This window comes from Aquimarina spinulae, assembly GCF_943373825.1.
In the GTDB taxonomy this organism is placed as follows: Bacteria; Bacteroidota; Bacteroidia; order Flavobacteriales; family Flavobacteriaceae; genus Aquimarina; species Aquimarina spinulae.
On the sequence record NZ_CALSBP010000003.1, the window covers coordinates 1 to 26,997 of the forward strand.

The window sequence follows — 26,997 nt, forward strand, 5'->3', positions numbered from 1 at the left end:
CCACCACAAGCTAGACAATCTTGTTCGTTTCTCGGCCATCCAGAACCCTTAATAACCTGAAGTTGTTTTCTGTTAAGTTTCTGGACTCCTTTAAAATTTAAAATTGTTTGTAACATAATTTTTGGTTTTAAGATTTATACTATGATTTTAAATCATCACCTAAATTTAGGTTTTTCAAATAAGGCTGTGCCTATTATTTATCATAAATTATTTATAAATAGAAGTTTACATAGAAAGATCTATGTGGTGAAAATCATAAAAAAACCGAATCTTATTAGAGATCCGGTTTTAATTGTTAATTAATGTTGTTTAATATTTAGTTTTCTTGATATTTATATACAATTTTGGTTACCTCATCTATTTTGGAGTCATACATCTCTAGGATGAAATTTTTATTTTCATCAAAATACCCTAAACAGTTATCATTACCTCCAGAATTTACAATATAGAGCCCCTTTCTAAGAGGTCTTACCTTAGCAACTTTATCTCCTGATTTATTTAAAAAAGTTACTATAAAACCTTTCTCATCTGCAACTTTAGTGTAACCCACCATATCCGAAGTAGTTTCAAACTTTTGTACTACTACTTCATCATCTTCATAAATAGCAGATTGATTAATTTGATCTTCACCGTCAGGGCTAAACGTTATTTTGCTTTTTTTAGTAATAACTTCCTGTTTTTTAATAACTTTTTCTTCACCATTAGGCCCTTTGATACGAATAGTTTTAGTTACTGTTTCTTGTGAAGAATTTTGTTTGTCTTTTTTTTCGTCTGATTGTGCGTAGTTAACAGTAGTACATATCATAAATACTACTGTGATTAGAGTTTTTAAAGTTTTCATTTATGTATTTATTAGATATAAAATTACAAAAAAACTAAAATATGCTAAAACCTAAAGACTTTAATTGGAAATTTTTGCTGTAATTTATTTATTAAATAATCTTATGAATCTGTACTTGTTTACTATAGATGAATAGCATTATCTTTGCACTCTTAAAAATTGGGAGCGAACCATAGAATATATCCCAACCATTATTAATATACGTACCATGAAAGCAGGAATCGTAGGGTTACCAAATGTTGGAAAATCAACATTGTTTAATTGTTTATCTAATGCAAAAGCACAGAGTGCTAATTTTCCTTTTTGTACCATAGAACCCAATATTGGGGTGGTGAATGTACCAGACCATAGGCTGGAGAAGCTAGAGGAGTTAGTAGTACCCGAACGGGTAATCCCCGCAACGGTCGAAATTGTGGATATTGCAGGTTTAGTAAAAGGAGCGAGTAAAGGAGAAGGATTAGGGAATCAGTTTTTAGGAAATATTAGAGAAACAGATGCTATAATACATGTATTACGTTGTTTTGATAATGATAATATTGTTCATGTAGATGGCTCGGTAGACCCAATTAGAGATAAAGAAACTATCGATATAGAATTGCAGCTTAAAGATCTGGAAAGCGTAGAAAAAAAACTGGATAAAGTAAAAAGGGCAGCCAAAACCGGTAATAAAGAAGCACAAAAGGAAGAAGCAATTTTATTAAAACTTAGAGAAGGGCTAGAAGCAGGAATATCGGTTAGAGCAATCGACATCTCTGAAGATGATCATACCGCATATGTTAGACCATTACAGTTTATAACAGATAAACCAGTACTTTATGTTTGCAATGTTGACGAAGGGGCTGCAGTTGATGGAAATGATTATGTGAAAAAAGTAAAAGAAACTGTAGCATCAGAAAGAGCAGAAGTAATAGTGTTAGCCGTAGGTACCGAAGCTGATATTACCGAGCTAGATGATTATGAAGAGCGCCAATTATTTTTGCAGGATATGGGGTTAGAAGAAGCAGGGGCATCAGTATTAATTCGCGCAGCATATAAATTATTAAACCAGCAAACTTATTTTACTGCTGGCGAGAAAGAAGTAAGAGCATGGACGGTTAATATAGGGGCTACGGCACCACAAGCAGCAGGAGTGATTCATACCGATTTTGAGAAAGGTTTTATACGAGCAGAAGTTATCAAGTATGATGATTTTGTAAAGTATGGTAGCGAATCTAAGGTGAGAGAAGCCGGAAAGCTTGGAGTAGAAGGAAAGACATATGTCGTAAATGACGGAGATGTAATGCATTTCTTATTTAATGTATAAAAATATCTTGTTGATTTATAAAGCCCTTTCTGGTAATGCCAGAAAGGGTTTTTTGTTGGGTATCGTAATTAGAAAGTTTTTAGATTTTTCAAAAATAACAATACTACTATTTTTGAAAAATGCAAAATAGTAAGTTATCCTCGTACGGAATTGCACTGGCAATTGTTGGTATCGTTTTATTCTCTGCAAAAGCAGTATTAGTCAAATTAGCGTATAAATTTGAAATAAGCTCAGAACATCTATTATTGTTTAGAATGTTGTTTTCTTTACCTATATACATTGTATTGGCCTTGTATAAAAAACCAGTAGAGAAAAATAAAATTAGAAGAATAGATTACTTGTGGATTTTATTTTTTGGATTCGTTGGGTATTATTTAGCGAGTTATTTTGATTTCCTTGGATTACAATACATTAAGGCAGGGTTAGAACGAATAATTCTTTTTATTTATCCAACACTGGTTATTATTATTTCACGTATTTTTTTGAAAAATATAATAACGAAGCGACAACTATTAGCTATTTTACTAACATATATTGGTGTGATCGTTACATTTTGGGGAGAGCTTCAAATTGAAACTACGCATGTCATTCTGGGTGGTGCTTTGGTTTTCTTAAGTGCATTAACCTATGCTATTTATCTCGTAGGGAGCGGATGGTTAATTCCTAAGTTTGGTGTAGTAACTTTTACTTCATATGCAATGATAGTTTCATCTCTATGTATAATTATTCAATATTTGGTTTTTGATAGGCAAAATATAATGAACTACCCCTTAGAAGTATATTTTATTTGTATTATTATGGCAGTCTTTTCTACAATTATACCTTCTTATTTGGTATCTGCAGCTATTGCTAAACTGGGAGCTTCTAATTTTTCGATTATAGCAAGTTTAGGGCCTGTATCTACAATTTTATTGGCTTATTTCCTTTTGGGAGAAAACTTGTCAATAATTCAAATAATTGGTGCTACAATAGTGATTCTTGGAGTATATGTAATCTCAAAGAAAAAACAAAATAGGGGAAAATCTATTCGCCTATAAAAAGTTTCAATGTTATTTTTGAGTATTTTTTAATGTTTTTTCATTAATTTAACACTCTAATTAGTAAGTGTTTACTTACGTTGATGGGGATTGCTTTCCAAAGAAAAAATTGGATAAGTAAATTAGATTTGTAATATTTATGAGTAAAGGGGGCTTAAGGATAGTAGTACTGTACTGCTTTGTATTTATTAGTATTGTTGGTTATGGACGAATAAGCGATAATATTGATGACAGCAAAGTAGCATCACTAGAGAAATCCAGTAGAGGGGAAACAAAACCGGTAGAGGTTAAAAAGGCAAACTTTGATGAAGATATATATCAAAGACAGCTTGAAAACAATAAACAAGAAGTATATTTAGAAGAGATAGCCAGAAAAAATACTATTATTAATATACTGTTGGTGAGTCTTGTTCTATTACTAATCATCTTGTTTTTATTGTATAGGAAATATAAAGTGAGAGAAAAAAATAGCGATGCTTTAAAAGAAAAAAATGAGCAGCTTATCGAAGCAAAGGCAGAAGCAGAAAAACTTACCAATACAAAATCTCAATTTATTTCTACAGTGAGTCATGAACTAAGAACTCCTCTTTATGGAGTGGTAGGGATTACCACATTATTGTTAGAAGAAAAAGATATTTCGCCAAAGCACAAAAAATTACTTAGTTCATTAAAATTTTCTGGAGACTACCTTTTGGATTTAATAAATAAAGTGTTGAAAATAAGTAAGATTGAGTCTAATAATGAAAAACTTACAAAGACTCCTACAAACCTACTTCAGCTTTCTCAGAACTTATTATATTCTTTTGAGTACCAGGCAAAAAATAAAAATAACGAGCTTATTTTAGAAATACCTAATGAACTACCAGATGTACTAAATGTAGATTCTCTTAAAATATCGGAAGTTCTAATTAATCTGATCGGAAATTCATCAAAGTTTACTGAAAATGGAAAAATATGGCTTAGAATAAAAATCCTCTCTATCGAGAATGAGATGATTACTATTAGATATGAAGTAGAGGATAATGGTGTAGGAATCCCAGAAGATAAAAAAGAGTTTGTATTCGAGAAGTTTTCCCAGGTAGGTAGAGAGTTTAATAAGTCTGAAGGAACAGGATTAGGTTTATCTATTGTTAAAAATCTTTTAGAGATGATGGATAGCAAAATTTATTTGGACAGTAAAGAAGGGAGAGGAACCAAGTTTCATTTTGATTTACAATTAGAAATTATAGATGAAAAGGAAGAGAAAGAAATAGACTCGAATAGTAATAACATCAATACTGTTTATAGACGAATATTGGTGGCAGAGGATAATAAAATAAATCAAATTGTTACCAAAAACCTTTTAAATATAATAGGGTATGACTGTACTATTGTAGAGAATGGCTTTAATGCTTTGCAAATGGTTAAAAAAGAAGATTTTGATCTTATCCTGATGGATTTAAATATGCCTTATCTTAATGGAACAGAAGCTACCAGACGTATACGAGAATTTAATGAGATCACACCCATTATTGCTCTTACAGCTGCAGAGTTAAGTGAAGTGCAAGAAGAATGTATGGAAATAGGAATGAATGATATTATTAATAAACCATTAAATAAGAATGACCTTAAAAACATTATAGCAAAGCATTTGTTGCCTTAGTTTTTAATGAGAAGGATATATCTTATTAATAAATGAAATGACGTTTTTAACCACAATTTCTGTACTCTCTTTATGTGGTGTATGCCCAATATCAGGAATTAGTAAATCTTCAGAGTAACCCGACGTGTTTTTTACAATAGAATTTACCTGATCCAGTGTTCCATACTCATCTTTTTCTCCCTGAATTATTAGAGAAGGACATTTAATCTTAGGTAAATATTCTTCAATATTCCAGGATTGATAAGCTTCAGAAAGCCATGTCTCTGTCCACATTCTAAAAACAGCTTCAGTTTTATTTCCATGGTATTTATATAGTTTTTCTTTAAGAGAAGTATTTTGATACGCAAGGACTGCCGCTTTAATACCGTTAATGGTTTCTTGCTCTACAAATACATGGGCCCCTTCTGTAATAATACCTGTAATTTTTTCAGGAAACAAAGCTGCAGTTAATAAGGCAATACTACCACCATCACTATGGCCAAATAATACCACATTGCTTACCCCTAAATTCTGTATTATTTTCCCTAGAATATGAGCCTCTTCTTTTAAGTAATCATTATTTCTTTTAGAAGTAATAAAAGGAGCAGATTTACCATATCCCTGGCGATCATACGAAAGAATATTGCACCCTGCTTTTTTTGCTATTTGTTTGGGGAAATCTTTCCATAATTCAATACACCCTAAAGAATCATGTAAAAAAATAACGGTTACCTTTTCTGGAGCTAGTAACTTAGGGCTTTTAGAGAATTGTAATCGCTGTTTATTAATTATTAAATCCAAAATAGTGGTTTTGTTATAAAAAGTGCTAAAAATAAGCTAAAGTCTATGCAAATTGTATATTTTGCATCATCAAAATTGACACACTAGACATTTTTTTAAGTCTAGCTAAAGTAAATAGTTAATCCAATACAATGAAAAAAACATTAGCCAAGATTTCCATTGGTGTATTATTAATTGGTTGTGGAACCAATACTCCTACAAATGATATAGCAACAAATGTACCTATAGCAACAGCCATAGATTTAACTCAGGTAAAAGACGATAAAGTTCCGGTTACTATAAATCCAGGACGCTTTATTCAGGATACCGTAAAATATCGTATTCCCAAAGTGGTGCAGGGTACTTATGCTGTAAGTGATTTTGGGAAATTTGTAGATGATTTTAAAGCTTTTGATTATCAAGGAAATGAAATTAAAACAGAAAAAGAAGACACCAATACATGGTTGATTGCAAATGCCAAGCAGCTTGATAAAATTAGCTACCTGGTCAATGATACTTATGATATAGAAAACACAGATATCGGCACACCTTTCTCCCCTTCTGGGACCAATATAGAGCCAGACAATTATGTGTTAAATCTTCATGGGTTTATAGGATATTTTGATGTGCTGAAAAATAATCAGTATGCATTAGAGGTAAAAGCGCCATCGGAAATGAAGAGAACCTCTGCTTTGCCCAATGCAGGATCAACAATTAGTGAAGATAAAGCAGTTACTACAGATAAATATTTGGCAACACGGTATTTTGAAATTACAGATAACCCAATGATGTATGGAAATCTTGATGTCGAAGAATTTATGGTTGGGGATATCAAAATTGTGCTAAGTATATATTCTCCGAATAAAGTACATACAGCGGCTAAGATAAAAGAAACGGTATTTAAAATGATGAAAGGGCAAAAAGCATATCTTGGAGATATCAATAGTACGCCTCGTTATGATATATATTTGTATTTAGCACCCAGCACAGAAAATGCCCCTGCGGGATTTGGAGCACTAGAGCATCATACGTCTACCGTAGTAGTATTACCAGAACAAATGCCCGATGAAGCGTTGGCATCTGCAATGATTGATGTCGTTTCTCATGAATTTTTCCATATTGTAACTCCACTTAGTGTGCATTCTGAAGATGTACATTACTTCGATTATGACAAACCTACTTTTTCAAAACATTTATGGATGTATGAAGGAGTAACCGAATATTTTGCGACCTTATTTCAGGTTAACCAGGGATTGGTAGAAGAGCAGGAGTTTTATGATAAAATCATGGGTAAAATTCAGAGTGCAAGTGGATTTGATGATACAATGAGTTTTACCGTAATGAGTGAAAATATATTGGATCAACCTTATGCCGCTAACTATGTTAATGTATATGAAAAAGGAGCATTAATAGGCATGTGTATTGATATTCTAATGCGTGAAGAAAGTAATGGGAATCGAGGAATCTTATCTTTGATGAAAGAGTTATCTCTTAAATATGGTAAAAACAAACCTTTTAACGATGATAAAATTATAGAAGAGATTACGGCAATGACTTATCCAGCTATTGGTGAATTTTTGCAAACTCATGTTGTAGGAAAAACTCCTATTAACTATGAAGAATTCTTTAAAAAAGTTGGGTTATCGGTAGAATCAGAAAGAGTAGAAACAAATTATATCCAAAATTCTGGAGTCTTAATTGTAGCTGGAAATCAGGAAAAAGGAACTATCTTTTTTACAGATTTAGTTTCTGATAATAGCTTCTGGGCAGAAAATGGAGCGAAACCAAACGATGATATTGTAGAAGTAAATGGTACTAAATTGACATTGCAGAATGCTAATAATATACTAGGTGCGACTTTTCAATGGCAAGAAGGAGATGATATTGAAGTTAAACTTAATAGAGCAGGAGAAGAAGTTGTTATTAAAACTAAAGTAACTAAATCTTTTACCAAAGGGAAAAAACTTAAAGTAATTGATAATTCTACAAAAGAGCAATCAGAGCTTAGAAAAGCTTGGTTAAAAGGATAGATATTTATAAAAAAAAAACTAAAAAAGGCCCTTGTACAGGGCCTTTTTTAATTTTAAATAACTTCTTCATCTTTGTAAGGAATCGTATTTAAAACATATTGTATAGCTTTAATTCGCGCTTCGGTTTTACGATCGGCCTCGATGATAACCCAGGGAGAAAGCTCGGTATTCGTTTTTTTAAACATTTTAACCTTATACTTAGTATATTCTTCCCAGAGTTCTTGAGCCTTTTCATCTACAGGGGTCATTTTCCATTTTTTTAAAGGACTTGATTTGATATCTTTAAAACGAGCAGCTTGTTCTTCTTTGGTGATAGAAAAATAAAACTTAATGAGATACGTGTCAGATTCTAATATCATTCTTTCAAAATCGTTTACCTGCCCCATAAATGTTGTATACTGATTTTCGGTGCAAAACCCATTAACAGGTTCTACAACTGCCCGATTATACCAGCTACGATCAAAAAGAACCATTTCTCCTGGTGTAGGCAATTGATTTACATAACGCTGAAAATACCATTGTCCTTCTTCTTCACTAGTAGGTTTTGGCAATGCTACAATTCGAAAATGTCTGGGATTTATATGAGAAGTAATTCGGCGTATTGCCCCGCCTTTTCCTGCAGCATCACGGCCTTCAAAAATAATTACTATTTTCTTCTCATTTTTTATGCTCCAGTTTTGTAATTTGATAAGTTCGGCCTGAAGTTCTTTTAATTGTATTTCATATTTAACCATTCTCAACACCTTTTCAACATCAGTCTTTTTATCCATAAACAGATATTTTAAACCAATAGGAGAGTTTAGGATTTCCAGATCTTCTTTAGAAAGGTTAATATGTTTTGTTTTTTGAGTTGTCTTCATTCATCAAATATCTATTTGTTCAATATATCTATAGTACCTTAGAATCACATTAGGATCAGGAAGTAATGTGGTTTTTGCTTTTGATTTACCTGTATAGTCAAATCTCGATAATACATACCTCATGCTTTCTAAACGAGCAGTTTTCTTACTGTTGGTTTTTACAATAACCCAGGGGCTAAATGTTGTATGGGTTTTTGAGAACATTTGCTCCTTGTATTTAGTGTATTTAGTCCATAATTGCTGTCCTTTCATATCTACAGGGCTAAATTTCCATACTTTTAAAGGATTTTGTAGTCTTGCATCAAAGCGTTTTTTCTGCTCTTCTTTAGATATCGAGAACCAAAACTTGATTACTATAATCCCATCTTCATATAGCATATGTTCAAATTCGGGAACTTGTACCATAAAATTTTTATATTGTTTATTGGTGCAAAACCCCATAACAGGTTCTACAACAGCACGGTTATACCAGCTACGATCAAAAAAAACAATCTCTCCCGGGTTAGGTAATTCTTTAATATATCTTCTAAAATACCACTGTCCTTTTTCGACTTCGGTAGGTTTTGATAACGCAACAATACGCATAGAACGAGGATTAAGATGCTCTGTAAATCGTTTTATAGACCCTCCTTTACCGGCAGCATCTCTTCCTTCAAAAATTACTGCAACACGTAGCTTCTTTTTTGCTATCCATTGCTGAAGATTTACCAGTTCTCCTTGTAGAGAGCGAAGCTCCTCCTCATATCGAAGTTTCTGTAATATTTTTTTGATGTTGATGTTTTTTTGATCTGCAAGATGGATCAAATGTTTCCGTTTTTTGACTTGATTTAACTCTTCAAGTGTAAACATAAAGTTTATAATTTATTATTCTGTAAGTAGTGATTAAAGGTAAAAATAAAATGAATTTTATCGAACTATAGTAACAATTCTTTAGCATAAAAAACTTGAAGAGTATGGTTTATATTGTTTTTCTGGTTACACTTTCCAGAAAAACCTTTCTTTGGCTTTTGATTTTGCTCCTGTTTTTTTATAAAAGTTGATGGCATCGGTATTAAAATCTGGAGTTTGCCACTGAATAACAGTACAGTTTTCTGATATAGCAAATTCTTTTATCAAAGCCATTATTTTTGTACCAATTCCTTTTCCTCGCGTTTCTTCTTTAAGATATAAACAATCGAGATAGATATAAAAATTAGCATCCCAGGTCGAGAACTGTTTCATAAAAGTTGCATATCCCAAAAGCTCGTTATTTTGTTCTACAACAACGCACTTTAGGACAGTCTCTGACTCGAAAAGATATTGTAAAAGTAACGTTGCTTTCTTATTAGAATCAAACGTTGCTTTTTCATATATAGCATGAGCTTTACACAGTAAAACAATTTGTTTGATATCTTCTTCTTTTGCAAATCTAATGATCATAATTTTGTTTTTAACATGCACATCGAATTAAGGAACCCTCAGAGGGTTTGGTTCCCTGTGTGGCATATCCATCAAATTTCCACCATTCAATACCACCTATTAATTCTTTTACTTTAAAACCAAGCCTGGCCATATATAATGCTCCTTTGGTCGAAGCATTACAACCTATACCATCACAATAACAAATATAAGTTTTTGTTTTATCAAGATGAGTCGTGTTTTCTACTGTCATTTCCTGATGAGGTAGGTTAATAGCAGTTGGGATATGTTCTTTTTTATACCCAAAAGATTGTCTGGTATCGACCACTATGATGTTTTCTTCTTTTTCGAGGGCATCAAATAAATCAGAAGGATCCATTTCATAAGCTAATTTGTTTTCGTAAAATTTAATTTGATTTTCCATTATGCTGTGTTTTTATTTTGTCAAATGTACCATCAATTCATAGTCTATTCCTACTGGATTAGATGAATGATTCGATACTGTAATTGAAATATTTTCACATTCGGTACCATAGTATTATTGTAGCTTTGTAGGTATGGATATTAAGTATTTCAGACTCATAAAAACTATTACAGAAGAGGGTAATATTGCTAACTCATCAGAGCGATTGTTTTTAACGCAATCGGCATTAAGTCATCAATTAAAAGAATTAGAAGGGAGATTAGGTTTTAAAGTATTTCATAGAACAAGAAATAAATGGAAATTAACAGAAGAAGGCCGAGAATTGTATAGAGTGGCTAATGAAGTACTCGAAACTATTGAACAAGGATTTAATAGTATCCAACAAATAAAAACGGGATCTAAAGGAAATATTAAAGTAAGTACAGAGTGTTATTCTTTTTATCAGGGATTACCGGGATTCATTCAAAAAATGGGAATGCTATATCCCCAGATTGATGTAGATCTTATTCTTGAAGCCACACATCAACCGATTTCAAAACTATTATCAAACGAAATTGATATTGCTTTAGTAACTTCTATACCTGCAAATGATCGATTATCAAGTATTACATTGTTTGAGGATGAAACGTATGCTATTATGCACAAAGAACATAAGTATGGCAAAGCCGAATATTTAAGTGCTAGTGACTTTGCAAATATTCATTTGATCATTCATTCTTTCCCTTTAGAAACAGTATCTGTTTATGAGCAATTCTTAAAACCCAATAGCATAACCCCCATAAAAATTTCTGCTATCCCGCTTACCGAAGTTTCTTTAGAAATGGTGAATGCCAATATGGGAATCATATGCATGCCAAAATGGGCATTAAAATCACTCAAAATGCCTAGAGATTTAATATTTAAAAGCATTGGGAAGTATGGGGTAAAAAGAACCCATTATTTGGCCGTTAGAAAAGAAGATGTACATAAAAAATATATTAATGATTTTATTTCGAGCTTTAAAGAGGAGTTTCTTGGGATGTGATTTCTGTTTTTTATTTAAAAACGGTCTAATTAAATGCTTCAAATGGCTGCATACCAAATAATCAACAAAATTCACTGTCGATTTGTTAATTACTTTGTAGAAAGGCTATTTTAATTTTGTAAGTGAAACCTTATATTAGCAGGCATTCTACCCTATATTTATGAGCAAAGAAACCAAATACACCGAAGATAATATACGATCCCTCGACTGGAAAGAACATATACGTATGCGACCCGGAATGTATATCGGGAAACTAGGTGATGGTTCTTCTGCAGATGATGGTATCTATATTTTAGTAAAAGAGGTACTCGACAATTCGATTGATGAGTATGTAATGGGAGCGGGCAAGACGATTGAAATCTCTATTCAAGGAGAAAAAGTAGTTGTTCGAGATTATGGACGTGGGATTCCGCTAGGTAAAGTGGTAGATGTCGTTTCTAAAATGAATACCGGAGGTAAATATGATTCCCGGGCATTTAAAAAATCAGTAGGACTTAATGGAGTGGGTACCAAAGCGGTTAATGCGTTATCTGCATTTTTTAAAGTAGAGTCTACTCGAGATGGTAAATCAGCTTCGGCAGAATTCGAAAAAGGAAATCTTACGAATCAGGAAACATTAGAAGAAACTTCTCGTAGAAGAGGAACTAAAGTATCTTTTGTGCCAGATGGTACTATATTTAAACATTATAAGTACCGCGCAGAGTATGTAGCCAAAATGCTAAAAAACTATGTGTATCTTAATCCAGGTTTGACCATTATCTTTAATGGTGAGAAATATTTTTCAGAAAATGGATTAAAAGATTTACTTTCTGATACTATAAATCAAGAGGATCGATTGTATGATATTATTCATCTTCAAGGTGATGATATCGAAATAGCGATTACTCATAGTAAAACACAATATAGTGAGGAGTACCATTCTTTTGTAAATGGGCAGCATACTACACAAGGAGGAACACATCAGGCTGCATTTCGAGAAGCAGTAGTAAAGACCATTAGAGAATATTATGGTAAAAACTATGAGGCCAGTGATATTCGTAAATCAATTGTATCTGCGATAAGCATAAAAGTGATGGAACCTGTTTTTGAAAGTCAGACCAAGACCAAATTGGGATCTACAGAAATGGGAGGAGACTTACCAACAGTTCGAACCTATATTAATGATTTTGTAAAAACTAAATTAGACAACTTTCTTCATAAGAACCCTAATACAGCAGAAAGTCTACAACGTAAAATATTACAGGCAGAACGCGAGCGTAAAGATTTATCCGGAATTCGGAAACTAGCAAAAGAAAGGGCAAAAAAAGCCAGTCTACATAATAAGAAATTAAGAGATTGTCGTGTTCACCTTACTGATAGTAAGAAAGATCGTAATCTCGAAAGTACTCTGTTTATTACCGAGGGAGATTCTGCAAGTGGATCAATAACCAAATCCAGAGATGTAAATACTCAAGCTGTTTTTAGCTTACGCGGAAAACCGTTGAATAGCTATAACATGAGTAAAAAGATTGTGTACGAAAATGAAGAATTCAATCTATTACAAGCAGCATTAAATATAGAAGAATCATTAGAAGATTTAAGATATAACAATATTGTAATTGCAACAGATGCCGATGTAGACGGAATGCACATACGATTGTTGTTAATCACCTTTTTCTTACAATTCTTTCCCGAAGTAATAAAAGAAGGACATTTATATATATTACAAACTCCATTATTTAGAGTTCGGAACAAAAAAGAAACAATCTATTGTTATTCTGAGCAGGAAAGAAGAGATGCTATTGCAAAATTATCAGGTAAACCAGAAATCACACGATTTAAGGGATTAGGTGAGATTTCTCCAGATGAATTTGTGCACTTTATAGGGGATGATATACGTTTAGATCCTGTAATGCTGGATAAAGAAAAATCGATTGAAGAATTATTGTCTTTTTATATGGGAAAAAACACACCGCAACGACAAGAATTTATCATAGATAATCTAAAAGTAGAACTGGATACAATAGATGAAGAATTATAATTATTAGAAGCCCCAGAAATTATATATGGATTTGGAAAACGAAAACGAAGAACTACATCACGATTCTACCCCCGAAGATCATCAACCACAAGAGGTGATCACTAAGGTTACAGGAATGTATAAAGACTGGTTTTTGGATTATGCATCTTATGTAATCTTAGAACGAGCAGTACCGGCAATTGAAGATGGTTTAAAACCAGTACAACGTCGTATTCTTCATTCTATGAAGGATCTCGATGATGGTCGATATAATAAAGTGGCCAATATTGTTGGGCATACGATGCAGTATCACCCTCATGGTGATGCCAGTATTGCTGATGCGATGGTTCAAGTTGGGCAAAAAGAATTGCTGATTGATATGCAAGGTAACTGGGGTAATATCCTTACCGGTGATAGAGCAGCCGCATCTAGATACATAGAAGCCCGTCTGTCTAAGTTTGCATTAGATGTAGTTTACAATCCCAAAGTTACCGACTGGCAATTATCCTATGATGGTAGAAAGAAAGAACCTATTAATCTCCCAGTAAAATTTCCTTTATTACTGGCACAAGGAGCAGAAGGAATAGCGGTTGGATTAAGTACTAAGATTTTACCACACAATTTTATCGAATTGATCGATGCATCCATTAAACATTTACAAGGTAAACGATTTACTATTTTTCCAGACTTTCCTACATCTGGAATAGCAGATTTTACAAATTATAATGACGGTAATCGTGGCGGTAAAGTTAGGGTGCGTGCCGAGATATCTCAATATGAGAAGAACACTTTAGTTATAAATGAGATACCATTTTCTACTACAACCACATCTTTAATAGATTCTATTCTTAAAGCTAATGAAAAAGGAAAGATAAAGATTAAGAAAATAGAGGATAATACCGCAGCAAAAGTAGAAATATTAATACATCTTCCTTCTGGTATCTCCCCTGATAAAACGATCGATGCACTTTATGCATTTACGAATTGCGAAGTGTCTATATCACCATTAGGGTGTGTTATAGAAGACAATAAGCCAAACTTTATTGGTGTTTCAGAAATGTTACGCCGTTCTACCGATAATACAGTAGAATTATTAAAGAAAGAGCTCGAGATTCAGTTAGAAGAATTACAGGAACAATGGCATTTTGCATCATTAGAAAGAATATTTATCGAAAACCGGATCTACCGGGATATAGAAGAAGTAGAAACATGGCCGGGGGTGATTGAAGCTATTGATAAAGGATTACAACCTCATATCAAACATCTAAAACGAGCGATTACCGAGGAAGATATTGTACGTCTAACAGAAATTCGAATTAAACGTATTTCTAAATTTGATATAGATAAAGCACAGCAAAAAATAGATGCCCTTGAAGAAGATATAGCTCAGGTAAAACATAATCTTGAGCACCTTATAGAGTTTGCAATAGATTATTTTAAAAGGCTAAAAACTACATATGGTAAAGGAAAAGAGCGTAAGACCGAAATCAAGATTTTTGATGATATTGAAGCAACCAAAGTAGTAATTAGAAATACAAAATTATATGTAAATCGAGAAGAAGGATTTATAGGGACTTCACTTCGTAGAGATGAATATGTAGCAGATTGTTCTGATATTGATGATATTATATGTTTTACAGGAGAAGGAAAGTTAATGATCACCAAAGTTGGATCAAAGACTTTTATAGGTAAAAATATAATTCATGTTGCTGTCTTTAAGAAAAAAGATAAACGTACCATCTATAATTTGATTTATCAGGACGGTAGAGGAGGAGCTTCATATGTTAAGCGTTTTGCCGTTACCGGGGTCACCAGGGATAAAGAATATGATCTTGCACAAGGGAAAAAAGGATCAAAAGTCACGTATTTCTCTGCTAACCCAAATGGTGAGGCCGAAGTAATTACTATTTTCTTGCGACAAGCAGGAAGTATTAAAAAATTAAAATTTGACCTTGACTTTGCCGATTTGTTAATCAAAGGTAGAGGGGTAAAAGGAAATATTGTCACTAAATATAATATTAAACGTGTTGAATTGAAAGAACAAGGAGTATCTACCCTAAAACCACGAAGAATTTGGTTTGATGATTCGGTACAACGCCTTAATGTAGATGGAAGAGGAGAATTATTAGGTGAATTTAGAGGAGAGGATCGTCTTTTGGTTATTACCCAAAAAGGTAATGCAAAAACAATAATTCCCGAAATGACATTGCATTTTAGTTCGGATATGATTGTTTTAGAAAAATGGAAACCCAAAAAACCAATATCTGCAATATATTGGGATGGGGAGAAAGAAAAATATTATGTAAAACGGTTTTTAATAGAACACCCAGAGCGCGAAGAGGCTTTTATTACAGAACATCAAAAATCTTTCTTAGAAGTTGTTTCTACAGATTATAGACCGATAGCAGAAATAATATTTACGAAGCTTAGAGGCAAAGATCAACGACCGAACGATGAAATAAACCTCGAAGAGTTTATATCGATCAAAGGATCAAAAGCTTTGGGAAATCAATTAACTACACATAAAGTAAAACAGATCAATCTACTGGATCCATTACCATATGAAGAACAAGAGTCTCTTCCTGCCGAAGAAATTGAAGTGATAGAAGAAGAGAATGTATCTCCTGAAGCAACCGACAATCAAACTTCAACAAAATCTTTAGATAATGACACTGATACCGGTGAAGAAGGGGAACAAGCTAGTCTTTTTTAGATATTGATTAAAAAGTATTAATATGTAGTGGTACATATTAATAAACTTAATAGAGAAACTAACTTCTTCAGAAATGAAAAAGTAAAAAACATTCTAATTTGTTAATCTGTAAAACTCAAGAAATAGATATTGAGACTGTCGTATCGATAGAAGCCGATACTGAAAACTCACAGTTCATATTGCCTAACTCCAGAGAAGAACATTTACACCTGATAACGGATAGCGATATAGAACATTTGATATTGAAATCTGAAAATAATATAACAATTGGTTTTGTAATATTGGCAGGATTACAAAATAACAACAGGAGTATTGAATTTCGAAGAATCGTTATAAACTCAAAAGGAAGAGGTTATGGTAGAATGGCAATCAAAGAACTAAAACAGTACTGTTTTAAAAAATTAGACTGTCATCGCTTGTGGTTAGATGTATTCGAAACGAATGAAAGAGCCAGATATTTATATCAATCAGAAGGGTTTAAAGAGGAAGGAATATTAAGAGATAGTATATGGGTTAATGGTGAATTTAAAAACTTAATAATCATGTCGATGCTTGAAAACGAATACATAAACACTACTACCAACAAAATATAGAACTATTTATTTATCTTAAGATTTCTTTACAAACTTTGTAAGAATCACAATATGTTGCCCATTAGCTCGACCTTCTATATGTTCGGCATTATCATGCACTAATGAAATATTTCGAACATGAGTACCTCGTTTGGCAGTAAAATTAGCACCTTTTACATCCAGATCTTTAATCAAGACAACAGAATCTCCAGCTTGTAATAGTGCACCATTGGCATCTAAATGTTTAATAGCATCCTCTTTATCATCACCATCTCCAGTGGCATTTGCCCATGCTGTCATATCTTCATCCAGATATAGCATATCTAATAAATCTTGCGGCCAACCTTCAGATTTTAATCTATGTAACATTCTCCATGCCATTACTTGTACCGCAGGAACTTCACTCCACATACTATCATTAAGACAACGCCAGTGATTTGCATCTACTTTTTCAGGGTCTTCTATTTGTTCTAAACACACTTGAGAAATAAGAATATGCGAATCCAGACCTGTCCCCGGAGACTTAGGAACTTCATAGACTTTTAAATTTTCAGTTTCTCCTGATAATTCACATACAGATCCGCTACGCTTGTGTAATTCTCTTTCTAGACTCATTATAATGATACGTTTATTATATGGATTGTTTAATACTGCAAAAGTGCATTAAAATTTGTAATTATGAAATAGCAGATAACCTATTTGTTGTTGATGACAAATATTAGTAAGAGCCCATTAGAATTAGAAAATCTAAAGGGCTTTTATTAATTGAAATTTTAGTACCAGTATATTGATTAGTCTGGTAAACGGTCACGGTCAGATTTTTTACGATTAAAACGATATGTAAGAGTCGCACTAACTCTTCTGCCACTTCTGGTAGTAGAGGAAACCAAATTATAGTTTTGCCCTGTAACTGTGGATTTATTAATTCTAGAATCAAAAATGTTATTCGCATTAAGCGTTAGAGAAACTTTGTCTTTAAATAGGTCTTTACTAATCCCAAAGTTTGCCCAATATTGTGATTTGATAAGTCTTTGCCCACTATTACTTTTTCCCTGATAGGTAAAATTTGTTTGTATAGAAAACCCTTTTGAAAACTTCATTCTAGAATTTACTCTTGTAGACCATTTTGTATCTTCTGTATCATAATTGATATTTTCATAAGTTCCTTCTTGTGTAAAAGTATAATAATTAAACTCACCAGATAAACGCCACCATTTAAACGGGTTATATGTTGTTGCTAACTCAAATCCAAGACGTTCTTCATGAGATAAATTTACGGGTGTTGTTATAAAACCTCCTTCGGCAGTAGGAGAGGTAATAAACTGAAAGAAATCTGTATGATATTGATAGTAAACTGATGGATTGAGCGTTATTTTTGCCCACCTTTTTAATAATGCAAGTTCAAGAATATTGGCATATGCAGGGTTTAAATCAGGATTTCCTGCAAAGAGATCTCTAGGATCCGAAAGCCCTCCAAAAGGATTTAATTGCCAGAACCTAGGCCTGTTAATTCTTCTGCTATAACTTAATTGAAGATTAGTTCTTTCTGTAAAATTATAAGTAAAATGAGTGGTAGGAAATATGTCTGTGTATTTTTTCTTATTACTAAAAAGAGCTTCGCGATCACTAATACCGATATTAGAATGTTCTAGTCTAACCCCGAGAAGATAATTAAATTTTTTTCTATTGTTACCATATTGCATATATGCTCCATAAATACGCTCGTCATAATCCAGGCGATTATCAAAACCTTCTAATATTTGATCGTCTGCCCATGCGGTATAATCACTGGTAATTCTCCTGATTTCTGCTCTAACACCTGTTTCTAATCTGGATTTTTCGGTCAAAGGAGATATGAAGTCAGATAGTATAAGAAGATCTTTACTACTTTCTACATCCCGGGTTCTGATTCTTGTTAGACCTCCTTCGGTTGGTAGAATACGTTGTTGTGTGATCATTTCATTTTCATCATCATTCCAAAAATCGTACTGAACATTAGCTGTAAATTTTTGCCCCTTTTTATCAAATGTTTTTACATAATTGATTTCTAACTGATTAAAATTTTGAGGTTCTTTATAATCCTCTTTTCGTGATATAACACTATCTGTTTCTTTATTGGTATTTAGATAAGTATAAGTGAAATCAGTTTCATCAGTATTCTTTAATTTGTTATGATAAAAGCTTGCAGTAAGTGTGTTTTTATCATTAACGTAATAATCCCCGCCAAAATAAATATTATAATGATCATCATTTCTTTTGGTGTCTGCATTAAGGTTTACACTATTGGTTATAGCGTTTATTTGGGTAGTTTGTGTTTGTTTTTCTTTTCCAAAAAAATTAGCATATCTGTACCCTAGGTTAGCGAATACATTAATTTTTTCTGTTTTATAATTTAGGTTAATATTTGCATTGTGATTTGCAGGAATTCCTGAAGTAAGTTGTAAAGAACCTCCAAAACCAGAACGTTTATTTTTTTTAAGAATAATGTTTATAATACCTGCAGCGCCTTCAGATTCGTATCTGGCTGAAGGGTTGGTGATAACCTCTACTTTTTCGATGTTTTCTGCCGGAATCTGCTCAAGCCCATTGTTTGCAGTAAGTACAGAAGGTTTTCCATTAATTAGTATTCTAACACTAGGATTTCCTCTAAGACTAACTGCTCCTGCTGCGTCTACACTTACCGAAGGCACATTGTCTAATACATCACTTATTGTTCCTCCTTTATGAATAAGATCTTTTCCTACATTAAATACTTTTTTATCTAATTTATATTCTACAGTAGTTTTTTCTGATACTATTGTTACTTCAGCTAACTGCTCATTATCTTCCTCGAGTATTATAGTATCAAGAGTCATATCAGCGGCGACAGTTATATCATTTACTATGTATGCTTTAAAAGAGATATATTCTATTTTAATAGTGTATTTACCAGGAGGGACTTCTATAGCAAAATTTCCTTCTGCGTTGGTGATTCCACCCGTAATAGTTTTTTGATTTACCGAGTTTATTATTGCTATTGTTGCAAACTCTAACGGTTGTTTGTATACTTTTTCTATTACTTTACCACTAAGAGTTAATTGTTTTGACATTTGCGCTTGTAATGACATAAAACCACTTAACAAGCATATAAATGCTATTTTCTTCATTCTGATTCGTTTTTTGATTCTTGCCAAAAGTGCTTGTTTTGTTGATACTGATTTTGAGTTATCGACAAATACTATCAAAAAATCGTCGGATGATAAAGAATAATGCATATGCTTTTTTCATGGGTTTTTTTACTGTATTTGGGTGTTTTTTTTAAGGATTGGTCTACTTCAGTATTTTAGACTCATAACAAGACATATTTTTGTTTAAATATATTTTCTGAATAAGGAATTAAATGAATTTTTTGAACCCTTATAATTATATAGAATAATCAAAATAAATAGTAACGATATGTTTGATAAGCGATTAATTGTTTTAAGTTTTTTGTTTTTAATTTGGAATAATACTTATGCTCAAGATTCCTTTAAGCAACCCAAAAACCTTGCTAAAGCGATGATAGAAAAATTGATGGATTTACCAAATACCCCTCCAGGGATGTCAATTGCAATACGTCATAAAGAAAAAATTATTTTTGCTGAAGGATTTGGGTATGCGAATCTGAAAACAAAAAAGCAAGTAACGCCAAATACTCAATTTAGAGCAGCATCAGTATCTAAAGTTATAGCAGCAACTGCGCTAGCCAAATTAATTCAAGAAAATAAATTAGATCTAGATGAACCCGTACATTCCTATGTACCTATGTTTCCTAAGAAAAAACATTCGTTTAGCACAAGACAACTTGCCGGACATATTGCTGGTATTCCCCATTATTCATATAAAGATAAAATTGAACAACGTTTTTATAAATCTGTAGAAGAAGCATTAGGAGTATTTGCACATATAGAACTTTTACATGAACCAGGTTCTAAATATCAATACAGTACACATGGATACACTTTATTATCTAAGGTAATTGAAGGAGCATCAAATCAAAGCTTTCTTGATTATCTAAATGATAAAGTATTGAAACCTTTATCTATGCAAGCAACTCAGCCCGATTTTCGATCTAATCCATCTATCGAAATGACAGAGCTATATGATTTTTATAAAGAAGGAATAAATAAAGGACTTCCAGTAAAGATCAGTAATCCAGAAAATCCTAGTTACAAGTGGGCAGGAGGAGGAATGGTTTCTACTCCAACTGATTTAACCAAAATGGGCGATTCTTATATAAATGGATTTATAAAGACAAGTGTTGTTAAAACAATGTTTGAAAGCCAAAAACTAAGTTCAGGGAAAAAAACAGGAGTGGGGATAGGATGGCGTGAAAATTGGGATATAGATGGACGACGAATTCATGAACATGCAGGCGCGATGGGAGGAACCCGAAGTGTAATTAGTATTTTTCCAGATGAAGAACTAACCATTTCTATCATGGCAAATGCTCAAAGAATATGGGCAATTGAAGAAACTGCGCATATGATTGCTTTACTTTTTCTAACTCCAGCCACTCCAATTACTCAACCTAAAGGAAAAGCAGAAGTTATTCTTAAAGTCAAAAATAAAGGAAAAGAAATTGATAAAAAAGGCACTCTCATTCTTGATGGTGAAAATGACAGACTAATTATTGAACCAAATACAGAGGATATGAAAATATACCCTCTTATTTATTTACAAAGAAAAAATAGATATGCACTTATACACCCTCACGGAATTTTATATACAGTAATTGATTTTAATAACAATACTATTTATGGAAAAACTATGTATTATAGGAGTCCAGGACTAGTAAAACCATCACAGAGTTTACCATTATTTAGATTTTCTGGGGTGTTTACAAACGAAAACTAATCTTTTTGATTATAACAAAAACTATAGTATGATCTCATAAACGAGATATCACATTTTGGTAGAACACTATGTATAATTATTAATGAACAAAAAGATGGAAACAAAAATGGCCTTTTTACTTAGTGTAGTTCTAATTCTTACTTCTTTTGAAAATCAAATAGAAGACTACATTTGCAAACCTTGCGGACTATCCTGTGATGAATTAACTTTTTCTAAACCCGGAACTTGTTCACATTGCAAAATGAAACTCATAAAGAAAATTGATTTGGAAAAAAAATTGATTTTAAACGAAATTAACATTCAAAATGGTTCTGGAGAATTTCTTATTGATGGCGGAAACGGAAATAAAAACAAAAGCATAAAAGTGTTTTATCATAAGCCAAAAAACTACCAATCAGAATCAAAAATTTTAATCGTTGTTCCCGGGGCAGGAAGAAATGGAGATAGTTATAGAGATGCCTGGATTTCTGCTTCAGAAAAATATGGCGTACTTATTCTTTCACCAATGTATTCTGAAAAAGAATATGGATTCGGAGCCTATCATATGTGTGGATTGATGTATGATTTGAATTTGAAAAACAATATAGAATATGTGAAAAACTCTAATATTGTAAAGCTAAAAGAGGATAGCTTTACTTTTAAAGTGAATTCTAATCCCGAAAAATGGATTTTTCAGGACTTTGACAGGTTATTTGACCTTGTTGTTGATACTCTACATGCTACCCAAACACAATATGATCTTTTTGGGCATTCTGCAGGTGGTCAAATTTTACATCGTATGGCAATCTTCCAGCAAAATTCTAAAGCCAACAGGATTTTAGCATCTAATTCCGGTTTTTATACTTTGCCAGATTTTGAATCAGAACTTCCTTTTGGAATAAAAAACACAAAACTTACAGAGCAAGATTTGAAGTCTTCGTTTAGAAAAAAATTAATTTTATTTATAGGAGAATTAGATAATGAAAATGAAATAGGTGGTACTTTGTTGAGATCAATATCTGCTGATAAACAAGGAGTACATAGATTAGAAAGAGGGAAATTCTTTTTTAACGAGGCAAAAGCAAAAGCGAAGAAGATGAATCTCATTTTTAATTGGGAGCTAAAAATAATACCAAATATTGGCCATAACCATCGAAAAATGGGAGTATCTGCCGCCGAGTTTCTTTATAAAAAGTAGTTGGCCTATAGTAAAATACCTCTCCAAAAAAGCAGTAATTTAGAGTGAAATTATTGATTGATTTTTTTTAGAGAATAAATCGTATATAACAGCATATTTGGATTATGAATTTTAAAAAATTAAAAGAACATTTTACACAGTCAAGATTATCTTTTCATATTATATTTTGGTTGGTTGTGTTATTGTTTTTTATGGTTAGAGATGATTTTGAAGAAAATCATACAATGGTCGCTTCTTTGGTGTATAAGATTTGTATTATGATTCCTCAAATATTAGCTTCCTATTCTTTAACATACGTTTTGGTTCCCAAATTTATTTACACAAAAAAGTATGTGAGTTTTGCCATTTTAATTAGCCTTAGTGCTTACATATTTAGTGCATTAAGTAGAGTGTTAATAGTTCATGTAGCAGAACCATTGGTAAGAAAACCTCCATTTACTCAAGAAACAGTTGCTGAAATTTTTCTGGATGTAAAATTTTTGATGGTACACTATTTCCCTAGTATTTATATAGCAGCATTAATTTTTCTGGCAGTTCAGTTTATAGTAGATATTTCTAAGGTGAAACAACAAAATTTGTTATTAGAAAAAGAGAAAGTGGGAGCAGAATTAAAAATGCTTAAGACTCAATTACATCCTCATTTTTTATTTAACACTCTTAATAATATTTATATGTTGTCTTTGGATAATTCTCCAAAAACTCCAGAATCGATAAGTAAGCTATCAGAGATACTGGATTATGTGCTGTATAGATGTAACACTAAATTTGTTTCAGTTACAAACGAAATTTCTTTCCTGGAAAATTATATTGCCCTTGAAAAACTACGATATGACGATCGTTTGCAGGTGACATTTAATACATCATTAGAAGAGGATATTGAAATAGCTCCGCTTATTTTGCTTCCATTAGTAGAAAATGCATTTAAGCATGGAGCAGGAGAGGATAGCGGATCCCCAGAAATTGATATTTCTATTCGTTATCAAGATACTCTTTTTACCTTTGTAGTAACTAATTCTGTTGCTAACTCTACACAAGAGGGAGTTAAGGAATCTATAGGGCTTAATAACATCAAGCAACAATTAGATTTAATTTACTCTGATAGTTATATACTTAATATCAAAGAAAAAGAAAATTTATTTACAGTAACTCTAGAACTTACAGTATGAATACATTTACTACAAAGACAAGATGTTTGATCGTTGATGATGAACCTTTGGCTGTACGACTTATAGAAAAGCACATTTCTCAAATAGAGTCTTTAGAAGTGGTTGCCTCCTGTAATAATGCACTAAAAGCTTTTGAGATTCTGAATAATGAAGCTATTGATTTATTGTTTTTGGATGTAAAAATGCCTTCGGTAACTGGGATAGACCTTTTAAAAACGATAAAACATCCTCCTAGTACTATCCTAACAACGGCTTATAGAGATTATGCTCTAGAAGGGTATGACCTGGATATCGTAGATTATATTTTGAAACCTGTTACTTTTGATAGGTTTTTTAAAGCAGTAGAGCGTTATTTCAGAATAAGAAATGGAATTCAAAGAGATACAGAAGCACCCGTTAATGCATTAACCGGAGAAGATCCATATATTCTTATCAAATCAGGAAACAAACATCACAAAATACATTTAAATACCATTTTATACATTGAAAGCCTAAAAGATTATATAAAAATACATACGGATAAGAAATGTATTGTGGCTAAGTATAAAATTGGTGATATAGAACTCGAATTAGCAGATAAAGAATTTTTGAGAACACATCGATCTTATATTATTAATCTAAAAAAAGTAACGGCTTTTACAACAAACGATATTGATATTGATACTGTAGAAATTCCTATAGGTGTTAGTTACAGAGATAAGGTATTTCCATTTTTAGAAAAAATATAATGTTGAAGATTATGCAAATTATTGAATTGGAACCCAAATTTCTTCTTCAGATTTTGGATGATGTGGCCCATGATATTTATCTCCCATAATGGCAAAATGATTTCTTCGATCCAATTCATGCCCAGAATTAGGAAGCCATTTTCCGTGTATATAATCCATTGTCTTATTAAAAGTATCTACAGGGCCTTTATGAATGAATATAGCATATTTACCACCTGGTAGTACATAAGAAGTCATGCCTTCTGGAATATGATCAAAATCTGTGACTTCGACGGCAGCCCATTTTTCGAATATCACATCTTCTGTAAAAGTATCAAAAGTGATGTCTTCATCAAAGGTCTGTACAGAATAATACCCCGTGTTTTTATTATTTTTGATCTCAAATCTTCTGGGCATAAATTGTTGCCACATTTGGGATGTTGTATCATTAGCTAGAGAGGTTTTTATTCGCATCCCTATTAATTTTCTGTCTGTAATCGTAATAATTTTTGGCTCCATAGAAACAAAATCGTTTTGTAATTTATTGATATCTGTTGGTGATAAAGTATACCGTTCAAAAGCTACAAATCGATACCCTTTTTTTCGATATTTTCCAGGACTTGTCTTAAAAACAGATTGAAAAGCTCGTGTATATGCTTGCTGAGAATCAAACTGATAACGTTCTGCAATAGCTACAATAGGTTCTTGGGTAAGAATTAACTCATGTGCAGACTCAGAAACTCTTCGTTTTCTTACATAGTCTACTACTGTTTCTCCTGTAACAGCCGCAAAAAGACGAATAAAATGATATTTAGAGTAACAAGCTTCCTGTGCAATACGATCCAGTGTAAGTACATTTTTTAGATTTTCTTCTATAAAAGTGATTGCATTAGAAATCCTATATTGGTATGAATCTTTTGTGTTTTCGGGCATAATTTGCTTTTTGAACACTACAATAGTACACCTAATACTCGACTATTTTTTGATCGGTATTGCGGAAATAGTTTAGAGAAACTAGCAAAATCATTTAATTACACCCAAGATCTATTCTGGATATATTATCATTATTAGGGAAACAGTTTCCAGAATTTAGTGCTATTGGGGCATATCTAATTAGATTAGGATCCTTCAATCCATTTTCGATAAATAGGGTAAGGTTATCAATTTCTTTTTTTGTTAAGTTTATATTTCCGAATTGTGAGGCTAAATTACCCGTCGGGACTTCTGTGTTTTGGGGAATACCTTCATTTTTATACTCAATAACCTCTTTAACAGACGTAAATGTCCCTCCATGACCATAAAAACCATTATTAACAAGGTTATATAATGTTGGAGTTTTAAATTTATAATTGTCTTCTGTGACTTTAGTAAAACCTCCTCTTCCTTTTTTGACATTATCAAAGTTCACATCTTGTAATACAAATGCTTGGTTTGAATTATCAAAATCCCCCATTCCAAATGCATAGAAATTTTTATCATTCAGAGCAGGACCTGTATGGCACTCATAACATTTTCCTTTACCAAAGAATATTTTTGCGCCTCTTTTTTCTTCTTTAGTAAGCATGTTGTACTCTCCTTTTAACCATTTTTGCCATGGAGATTGATTAGGGAGTATAGTTCTTTCGTAAGCGGCAATAGCTAATGCAGCATTCACTGTAGAGTATCTTTCGGTCTCGGGTATATCTGGAAAAGCATTATCAAACATTTGTTTGTATTGAAAAGTTGTAACAAATGCATCATCAATTAATAATCTATGAACTCCTTGTCCTTTTATAGCCTGAACTTCTACACCTTGAAATCCTAAAAAATTCTCGGCAATACCTCCCCAATTAGCTTCTGTACCTTCATTTGTTCCAGTACCTCCAAACTGTCCATTCCAAAGCATTATATCCTGATAAGCAACATTTAATACGGTTGGAGAACGAATTGGTTGTATATCTACACTATCTAATGGAATACTTGAGTTAATAATTCTACCTTCACCACTCATACCAAATCCCACACCAGTTTCTCCAATACCTTGTCTAAGACCAGAACTAAATCCAGCGGCAGCATGATGACAAGAGGCACAAGAATAAGTAAATAAATTAGATGAGGTTTTAGGATTCCCTCCTGTAGCAGTTTCATGAAAAAGGAGTTTTCCTAATTCAACTTTTTCGACTGTAATTAGGTTTAACGGATCTTGAGGGATACTGCTATATTGTTCACTGTCAGGAAGTATAAAATAAGGTGCTCCAATACCATTTGATACATTCTCTAAATCATTTAGAAGTTGCTTATCTAAACCTGTTGCACCAGGCGCTTTTTTTAAAAAACTCTTTTGATCTTGATCTACTTCTGTATTTAGTAGAATGTAATCATCATTGTTACACGAGATTAGAATGAAAATTATGGGAATGAAATATATCTTTTTCATTAAAGTAAATTTTAATTGAATACTTGTTTTTTAGCTTGTCGCGTATAAACTCAT

Annotated in this window: 22 protein-coding genes; 12 read left to right on the forward strand and 10 right to left on the reverse strand. The window is 32.5% G+C overall.

Annotation, left to right across the window (positions count from 1 at the left end; genetic code table 11):
• Positions 1-316: 316 nt before the first annotated feature.
• Positions 317-841 carry a hypothetical protein gene (locus NNH57_RS22735; protein ID WP_074406453.1) on the reverse strand — a complete coding sequence of 175 codons (525 nt, stop codon included), beginning with the start codon at positions 839-841 and terminating at the stop codon, positions 317-319.
• Positions 842-1,049: 208 nt separating this feature from the next.
• Here NNH57_RS22735 and ychF point away from each other — a divergent pair, with 208 nt between their 5' ends.
• The 3 genes from ychF to NNH57_RS22750 all read left to right on the forward strand — a co-directional run bounded on the left by ychF (position 1,050) and on the right by NNH57_RS22750 (position 4,823).
• A complete protein-coding gene (gene ychF / locus NNH57_RS22740) occupies positions 1,050-2,144 on the forward strand; it encodes a redox-regulated ATPase YchF (protein WP_074406452.1) in 1,095 nt (364 codons plus the stop codon).
• Between the two features lie 119 nt (positions 2,145-2,263).
• Positions 2,264-3,181: a DMT family transporter gene (locus tag NNH57_RS22745; RefSeq protein ID WP_074406451.1), complete on the forward strand. Its 918-nt coding sequence runs from the start codon at positions 2,264-2,266 to the stop codon at positions 3,179-3,181.
• A gap of 139 nt (positions 3,182-3,320) precedes the next feature.
• Positions 3,321-4,823 carry a response regulator gene (locus tag NNH57_RS22750; RefSeq protein ID WP_108808867.1) on the forward strand — a complete coding sequence of 501 codons (1,503 nt, stop codon included), beginning with the start codon at positions 3,321-3,323 and terminating at the stop codon, positions 4,821-4,823.
• Between the two features lie 3 nt (positions 4,824-4,826).
• On the opposite strand, the gene NNH57_RS22755 is transcribed toward NNH57_RS22750, so the two are convergent.
• On the reverse strand, positions 4,827-5,603 hold the full coding sequence (locus tag NNH57_RS22755) for an alpha/beta fold hydrolase (protein ID WP_234423428.1): 777 nt from the start codon (positions 5,601-5,603) through the stop codon (positions 4,827-4,829).
• Between the two features lie 131 nt (positions 5,604-5,734).
• Here NNH57_RS22755 and NNH57_RS22760 point away from each other — a divergent pair, with 131 nt between their 5' ends.
• The gene (locus NNH57_RS22760; RefSeq protein ID WP_108808868.1) at positions 5,735-7,612 is read left to right on the forward strand and encodes a M61 family metallopeptidase; all 1,878 of its coding nucleotides are present in this window, start codon (positions 5,735-5,737) and stop codon (positions 7,610-7,612) included.
• A 53-nt stretch (positions 7,613-7,665) separates the two neighbouring features.
• Here the strand turns inward: NNH57_RS22760 and ppk2 (NNH57_RS22765) are convergent, their stop codons facing one another.
• The 4 genes from ppk2 (NNH57_RS22765) to NNH57_RS22780 form a co-directional block, all read right to left on the reverse strand.
• Entirely contained in the window at positions 7,666-8,472 is an 807-nt protein-coding gene (ppk2, locus tag NNH57_RS22765) for a polyphosphate kinase 2 (RefSeq protein WP_074406448.1), read from the reverse strand.
• Positions 8,473-8,475: 3 nt separating this feature from the next.
• A complete protein-coding gene (gene ppk2 / locus NNH57_RS22770; protein WP_074406447.1) occupies positions 8,476-9,321 on the reverse strand; it encodes a polyphosphate kinase 2 in 846 nt (281 codons plus the stop codon).
• 126 nt (positions 9,322-9,447) lie between these two features.
• Positions 9,448-9,891 carry a GNAT family N-acetyltransferase gene (locus tag NNH57_RS22775; RefSeq protein ID WP_074406446.1) on the reverse strand — a complete coding sequence of 148 codons (444 nt, stop codon included), beginning with the start codon at positions 9,889-9,891 and terminating at the stop codon, positions 9,448-9,450.
• A gap of 10 nt (positions 9,892-9,901) precedes the next feature.
• The gene (locus NNH57_RS22780; protein ID WP_074406445.1) at positions 9,902-10,294 is read right to left on the reverse strand and encodes a rhodanese-like domain-containing protein; all 393 of its coding nucleotides are present in this window, start codon (positions 10,292-10,294) and stop codon (positions 9,902-9,904) included.
• 133 nt (positions 10,295-10,427) lie between these two features.
• Here NNH57_RS22780 and NNH57_RS22785 point away from each other — a divergent pair, with 133 nt between their 5' ends.
• The 4 genes from NNH57_RS22785 to NNH57_RS22800 all read left to right on the forward strand — a co-directional run bounded on the left by NNH57_RS22785 (position 10,428) and on the right by NNH57_RS22800 (position 16,623).
• On the forward strand, positions 10,428-11,318 hold the full coding sequence (locus NNH57_RS22785; RefSeq protein WP_074406444.1) for a LysR family transcriptional regulator: 891 nt from the start codon (positions 10,428-10,430) through the stop codon (positions 11,316-11,318).
• A 160-nt stretch (positions 11,319-11,478) separates the two neighbouring features.
• Positions 11,479-13,338 carry a DNA topoisomerase IV subunit B gene (locus NNH57_RS22790; protein ID WP_074406443.1) on the forward strand — a complete coding sequence of 620 codons (1,860 nt, stop codon included), beginning with the start codon at positions 11,479-11,481 and terminating at the stop codon, positions 13,336-13,338.
• 25 nt (positions 13,339-13,363) lie between these two features.
• Complete coding sequence (locus NNH57_RS22795) at positions 13,364-16,030, forward strand: DNA gyrase/topoisomerase IV subunit A (RefSeq protein WP_108808869.1); 2,667 nt, start codon at positions 13,364-13,366, stop codon at positions 16,028-16,030.
• A gap of 98 nt (positions 16,031-16,128) precedes the next feature.
• The gene (locus NNH57_RS22800) at positions 16,129-16,623 is read left to right on the forward strand and encodes a GNAT family N-acetyltransferase (protein ID WP_074406441.1); all 495 of its coding nucleotides are present in this window, start codon (positions 16,129-16,131) and stop codon (positions 16,621-16,623) included.
• 15 nt (positions 16,624-16,638) lie between these two features.
• Here the strand turns inward: NNH57_RS22800 and NNH57_RS22805 are convergent, their stop codons facing one another.
• Both NNH57_RS22805 and NNH57_RS22810 read right to left on the reverse strand, forming a co-directional pair.
• Entirely contained in the window at positions 16,639-17,217 is a 579-nt protein-coding gene (locus NNH57_RS22805; RefSeq protein WP_074406440.1) for a PhnA domain-containing protein, read from the reverse strand.
• A gap of 176 nt (positions 17,218-17,393) precedes the next feature.
• Positions 17,394-19,748 carry a TonB-dependent receptor gene (locus NNH57_RS22810; RefSeq protein WP_108808870.1) on the reverse strand — a complete coding sequence of 785 codons (2,355 nt, stop codon included), beginning with the start codon at positions 19,746-19,748 and terminating at the stop codon, positions 17,394-17,396.
• Positions 19,749-20,037: 289 nt separating this feature from the next.
• Here NNH57_RS22810 and NNH57_RS22815 point away from each other — a divergent pair, with 289 nt between their 5' ends.
• The 4 genes from NNH57_RS22815 to NNH57_RS22830 all read left to right on the forward strand — a co-directional run bounded on the left by NNH57_RS22815 (position 20,038) and on the right by NNH57_RS22830 (position 24,548).
• Complete coding sequence (locus NNH57_RS22815; RefSeq protein ID WP_074406438.1) at positions 20,038-21,477, forward strand: serine hydrolase domain-containing protein; 1,440 nt, start codon at positions 20,038-20,040, stop codon at positions 21,475-21,477.
• 94 nt (positions 21,478-21,571) lie between these two features.
• Positions 21,572-22,654, forward strand: a complete 1,083-nt coding sequence (locus tag NNH57_RS22820) for a hypothetical protein (RefSeq protein WP_199915440.1) — start codon at positions 21,572-21,574, stop codon at positions 22,652-22,654.
• A gap of 104 nt (positions 22,655-22,758) precedes the next feature.
• The gene (locus tag NNH57_RS22825) at positions 22,759-23,820 is read left to right on the forward strand and encodes a sensor histidine kinase (RefSeq protein WP_234423429.1); all 1,062 of its coding nucleotides are present in this window, start codon (positions 22,759-22,761) and stop codon (positions 23,818-23,820) included.
• Positions 23,817-24,548, forward strand: coding sequence for a LytR/AlgR family response regulator transcription factor (locus tag NNH57_RS22830; protein ID WP_074406437.1), 732 nt, complete (start codon positions 23,817-23,819; stop codon positions 24,546-24,548). Before NNH57_RS22825 ends, NNH57_RS22830 begins: the two co-directional genes overlap by 4 nt.
• A gap of 18 nt (positions 24,549-24,566) precedes the next feature.
• On the opposite strand, the gene NNH57_RS22835 is transcribed toward NNH57_RS22830, so the two are convergent.
• Positions 24,567-25,460: an AraC family transcriptional regulator gene (locus tag NNH57_RS22835; protein WP_082994755.1), complete on the reverse strand. Its 894-nt coding sequence runs from the start codon at positions 25,458-25,460 to the stop codon at positions 24,567-24,569.
• A 94-nt stretch (positions 25,461-25,554) separates the two neighbouring features.
• Complete coding sequence (locus NNH57_RS22840; RefSeq protein ID WP_108808871.1) at positions 25,555-26,943, reverse strand: cytochrome-c peroxidase; 1,389 nt, start codon at positions 26,941-26,943, stop codon at positions 25,555-25,557.
• Between the last annotated feature and the right edge of the window lie 54 nt (positions 26,944-26,997).

What these genes read in the sequence shown, in the direction of transcription:
- NNH57_RS22735 (WP_074406453.1), bottom strand. Translation starts at nt 841, where the DNA reads ATGAAAACTTTAAAAACTCTAATCACAGTAGTATTTATGATATGTACT.
- NNH57_RS22830 (WP_074406437.1), top strand. Translation starts at nt 23,817, where the DNA reads ATGAATACATTTACTACAAAGACAAGATGTTTGATCGTTGATGATGAA.
- NNH57_RS22750 (WP_108808867.1), top strand. Translation starts at nt 3,321, where the DNA reads ATGAGTAAAGGGGGCTTAAGGATAGTAGTACTGTACTGCTTTGTATTT.
- ychF (WP_074406452.1), top strand. Translation starts at nt 1,050, where the DNA reads ATGAAAGCAGGAATCGTAGGGTTACCAAATGTTGGAAAATCAACATTG.
- NNH57_RS22785 (WP_074406444.1), top strand. Translation starts at nt 10,428, where the DNA reads ATGGATATTAAGTATTTCAGACTCATAAAAACTATTACAGAAGAGGGT.
- NNH57_RS22820 (WP_199915440.1), top strand. Translation starts at nt 21,572, where the DNA reads ATGGAAACAAAAATGGCCTTTTTACTTAGTGTAGTTCTAATTCTTACT.
- NNH57_RS22795 (WP_108808869.1), top strand. Translation starts at nt 13,364, where the DNA reads ATGGATTTGGAAAACGAAAACGAAGAACTACATCACGATTCTACCCCC.
- ppk2 (WP_074406448.1), bottom strand. Translation starts at nt 8,472, where the DNA reads ATGAAGACAACTCAAAAAACAAAACATATTAACCTTTCTAAAGAAGAT.
- NNH57_RS22780 (WP_074406445.1), bottom strand. Translation starts at nt 10,294, where the DNA reads ATGGAAAATCAAATTAAATTTTACGAAAACAAATTAGCTTATGAAATG.
- NNH57_RS22825 (WP_234423429.1), top strand. Translation starts at nt 22,759, where the DNA reads ATGAATTTTAAAAAATTAAAAGAACATTTTACACAGTCAAGATTATCT.
- NNH57_RS22805 (WP_074406440.1), bottom strand. Translation starts at nt 17,217, where the DNA reads ATGAGTCTAGAAAGAGAATTACACAAGCGTAGCGGATCTGTATGTGAA.
- NNH57_RS22790 (WP_074406443.1), top strand. Translation starts at nt 11,479, where the DNA reads ATGAGCAAAGAAACCAAATACACCGAAGATAATATACGATCCCTCGAC.
- NNH57_RS22815 (WP_074406438.1), top strand. Translation starts at nt 20,038, where the DNA reads ATGTTTGATAAGCGATTAATTGTTTTAAGTTTTTTGTTTTTAATTTGG.
- NNH57_RS22835 (WP_082994755.1), bottom strand. Translation starts at nt 25,460, where the DNA reads ATGCCCGAAAACACAAAAGATTCATACCAATATAGGATTTCTAATGCA.
- NNH57_RS22810 (WP_108808870.1), bottom strand. Translation starts at nt 19,748, where the DNA reads ATGAAGAAAATAGCATTTATATGCTTGTTAAGTGGTTTTATGTCATTA.
- NNH57_RS22775 (WP_074406446.1), bottom strand. Translation starts at nt 9,891, where the DNA reads ATGATCATTAGATTTGCAAAAGAAGAAGATATCAAACAAATTGTTTTA.
- NNH57_RS22840 (WP_108808871.1), bottom strand. Translation starts at nt 26,943, where the DNA reads ATGAAAAAGATATATTTCATTCCCATAATTTTCATTCTAATCTCGTGT.
- NNH57_RS22745 (WP_074406451.1), top strand. Translation starts at nt 2,264, where the DNA reads ATGCAAAATAGTAAGTTATCCTCGTACGGAATTGCACTGGCAATTGTT.
- ppk2 (WP_074406447.1), bottom strand. Translation starts at nt 9,321, where the DNA reads ATGTTTACACTTGAAGAGTTAAATCAAGTCAAAAAACGGAAACATTTG.
- NNH57_RS22760 (WP_108808868.1), top strand. Translation starts at nt 5,735, where the DNA reads ATGAAAAAAACATTAGCCAAGATTTCCATTGGTGTATTATTAATTGGT.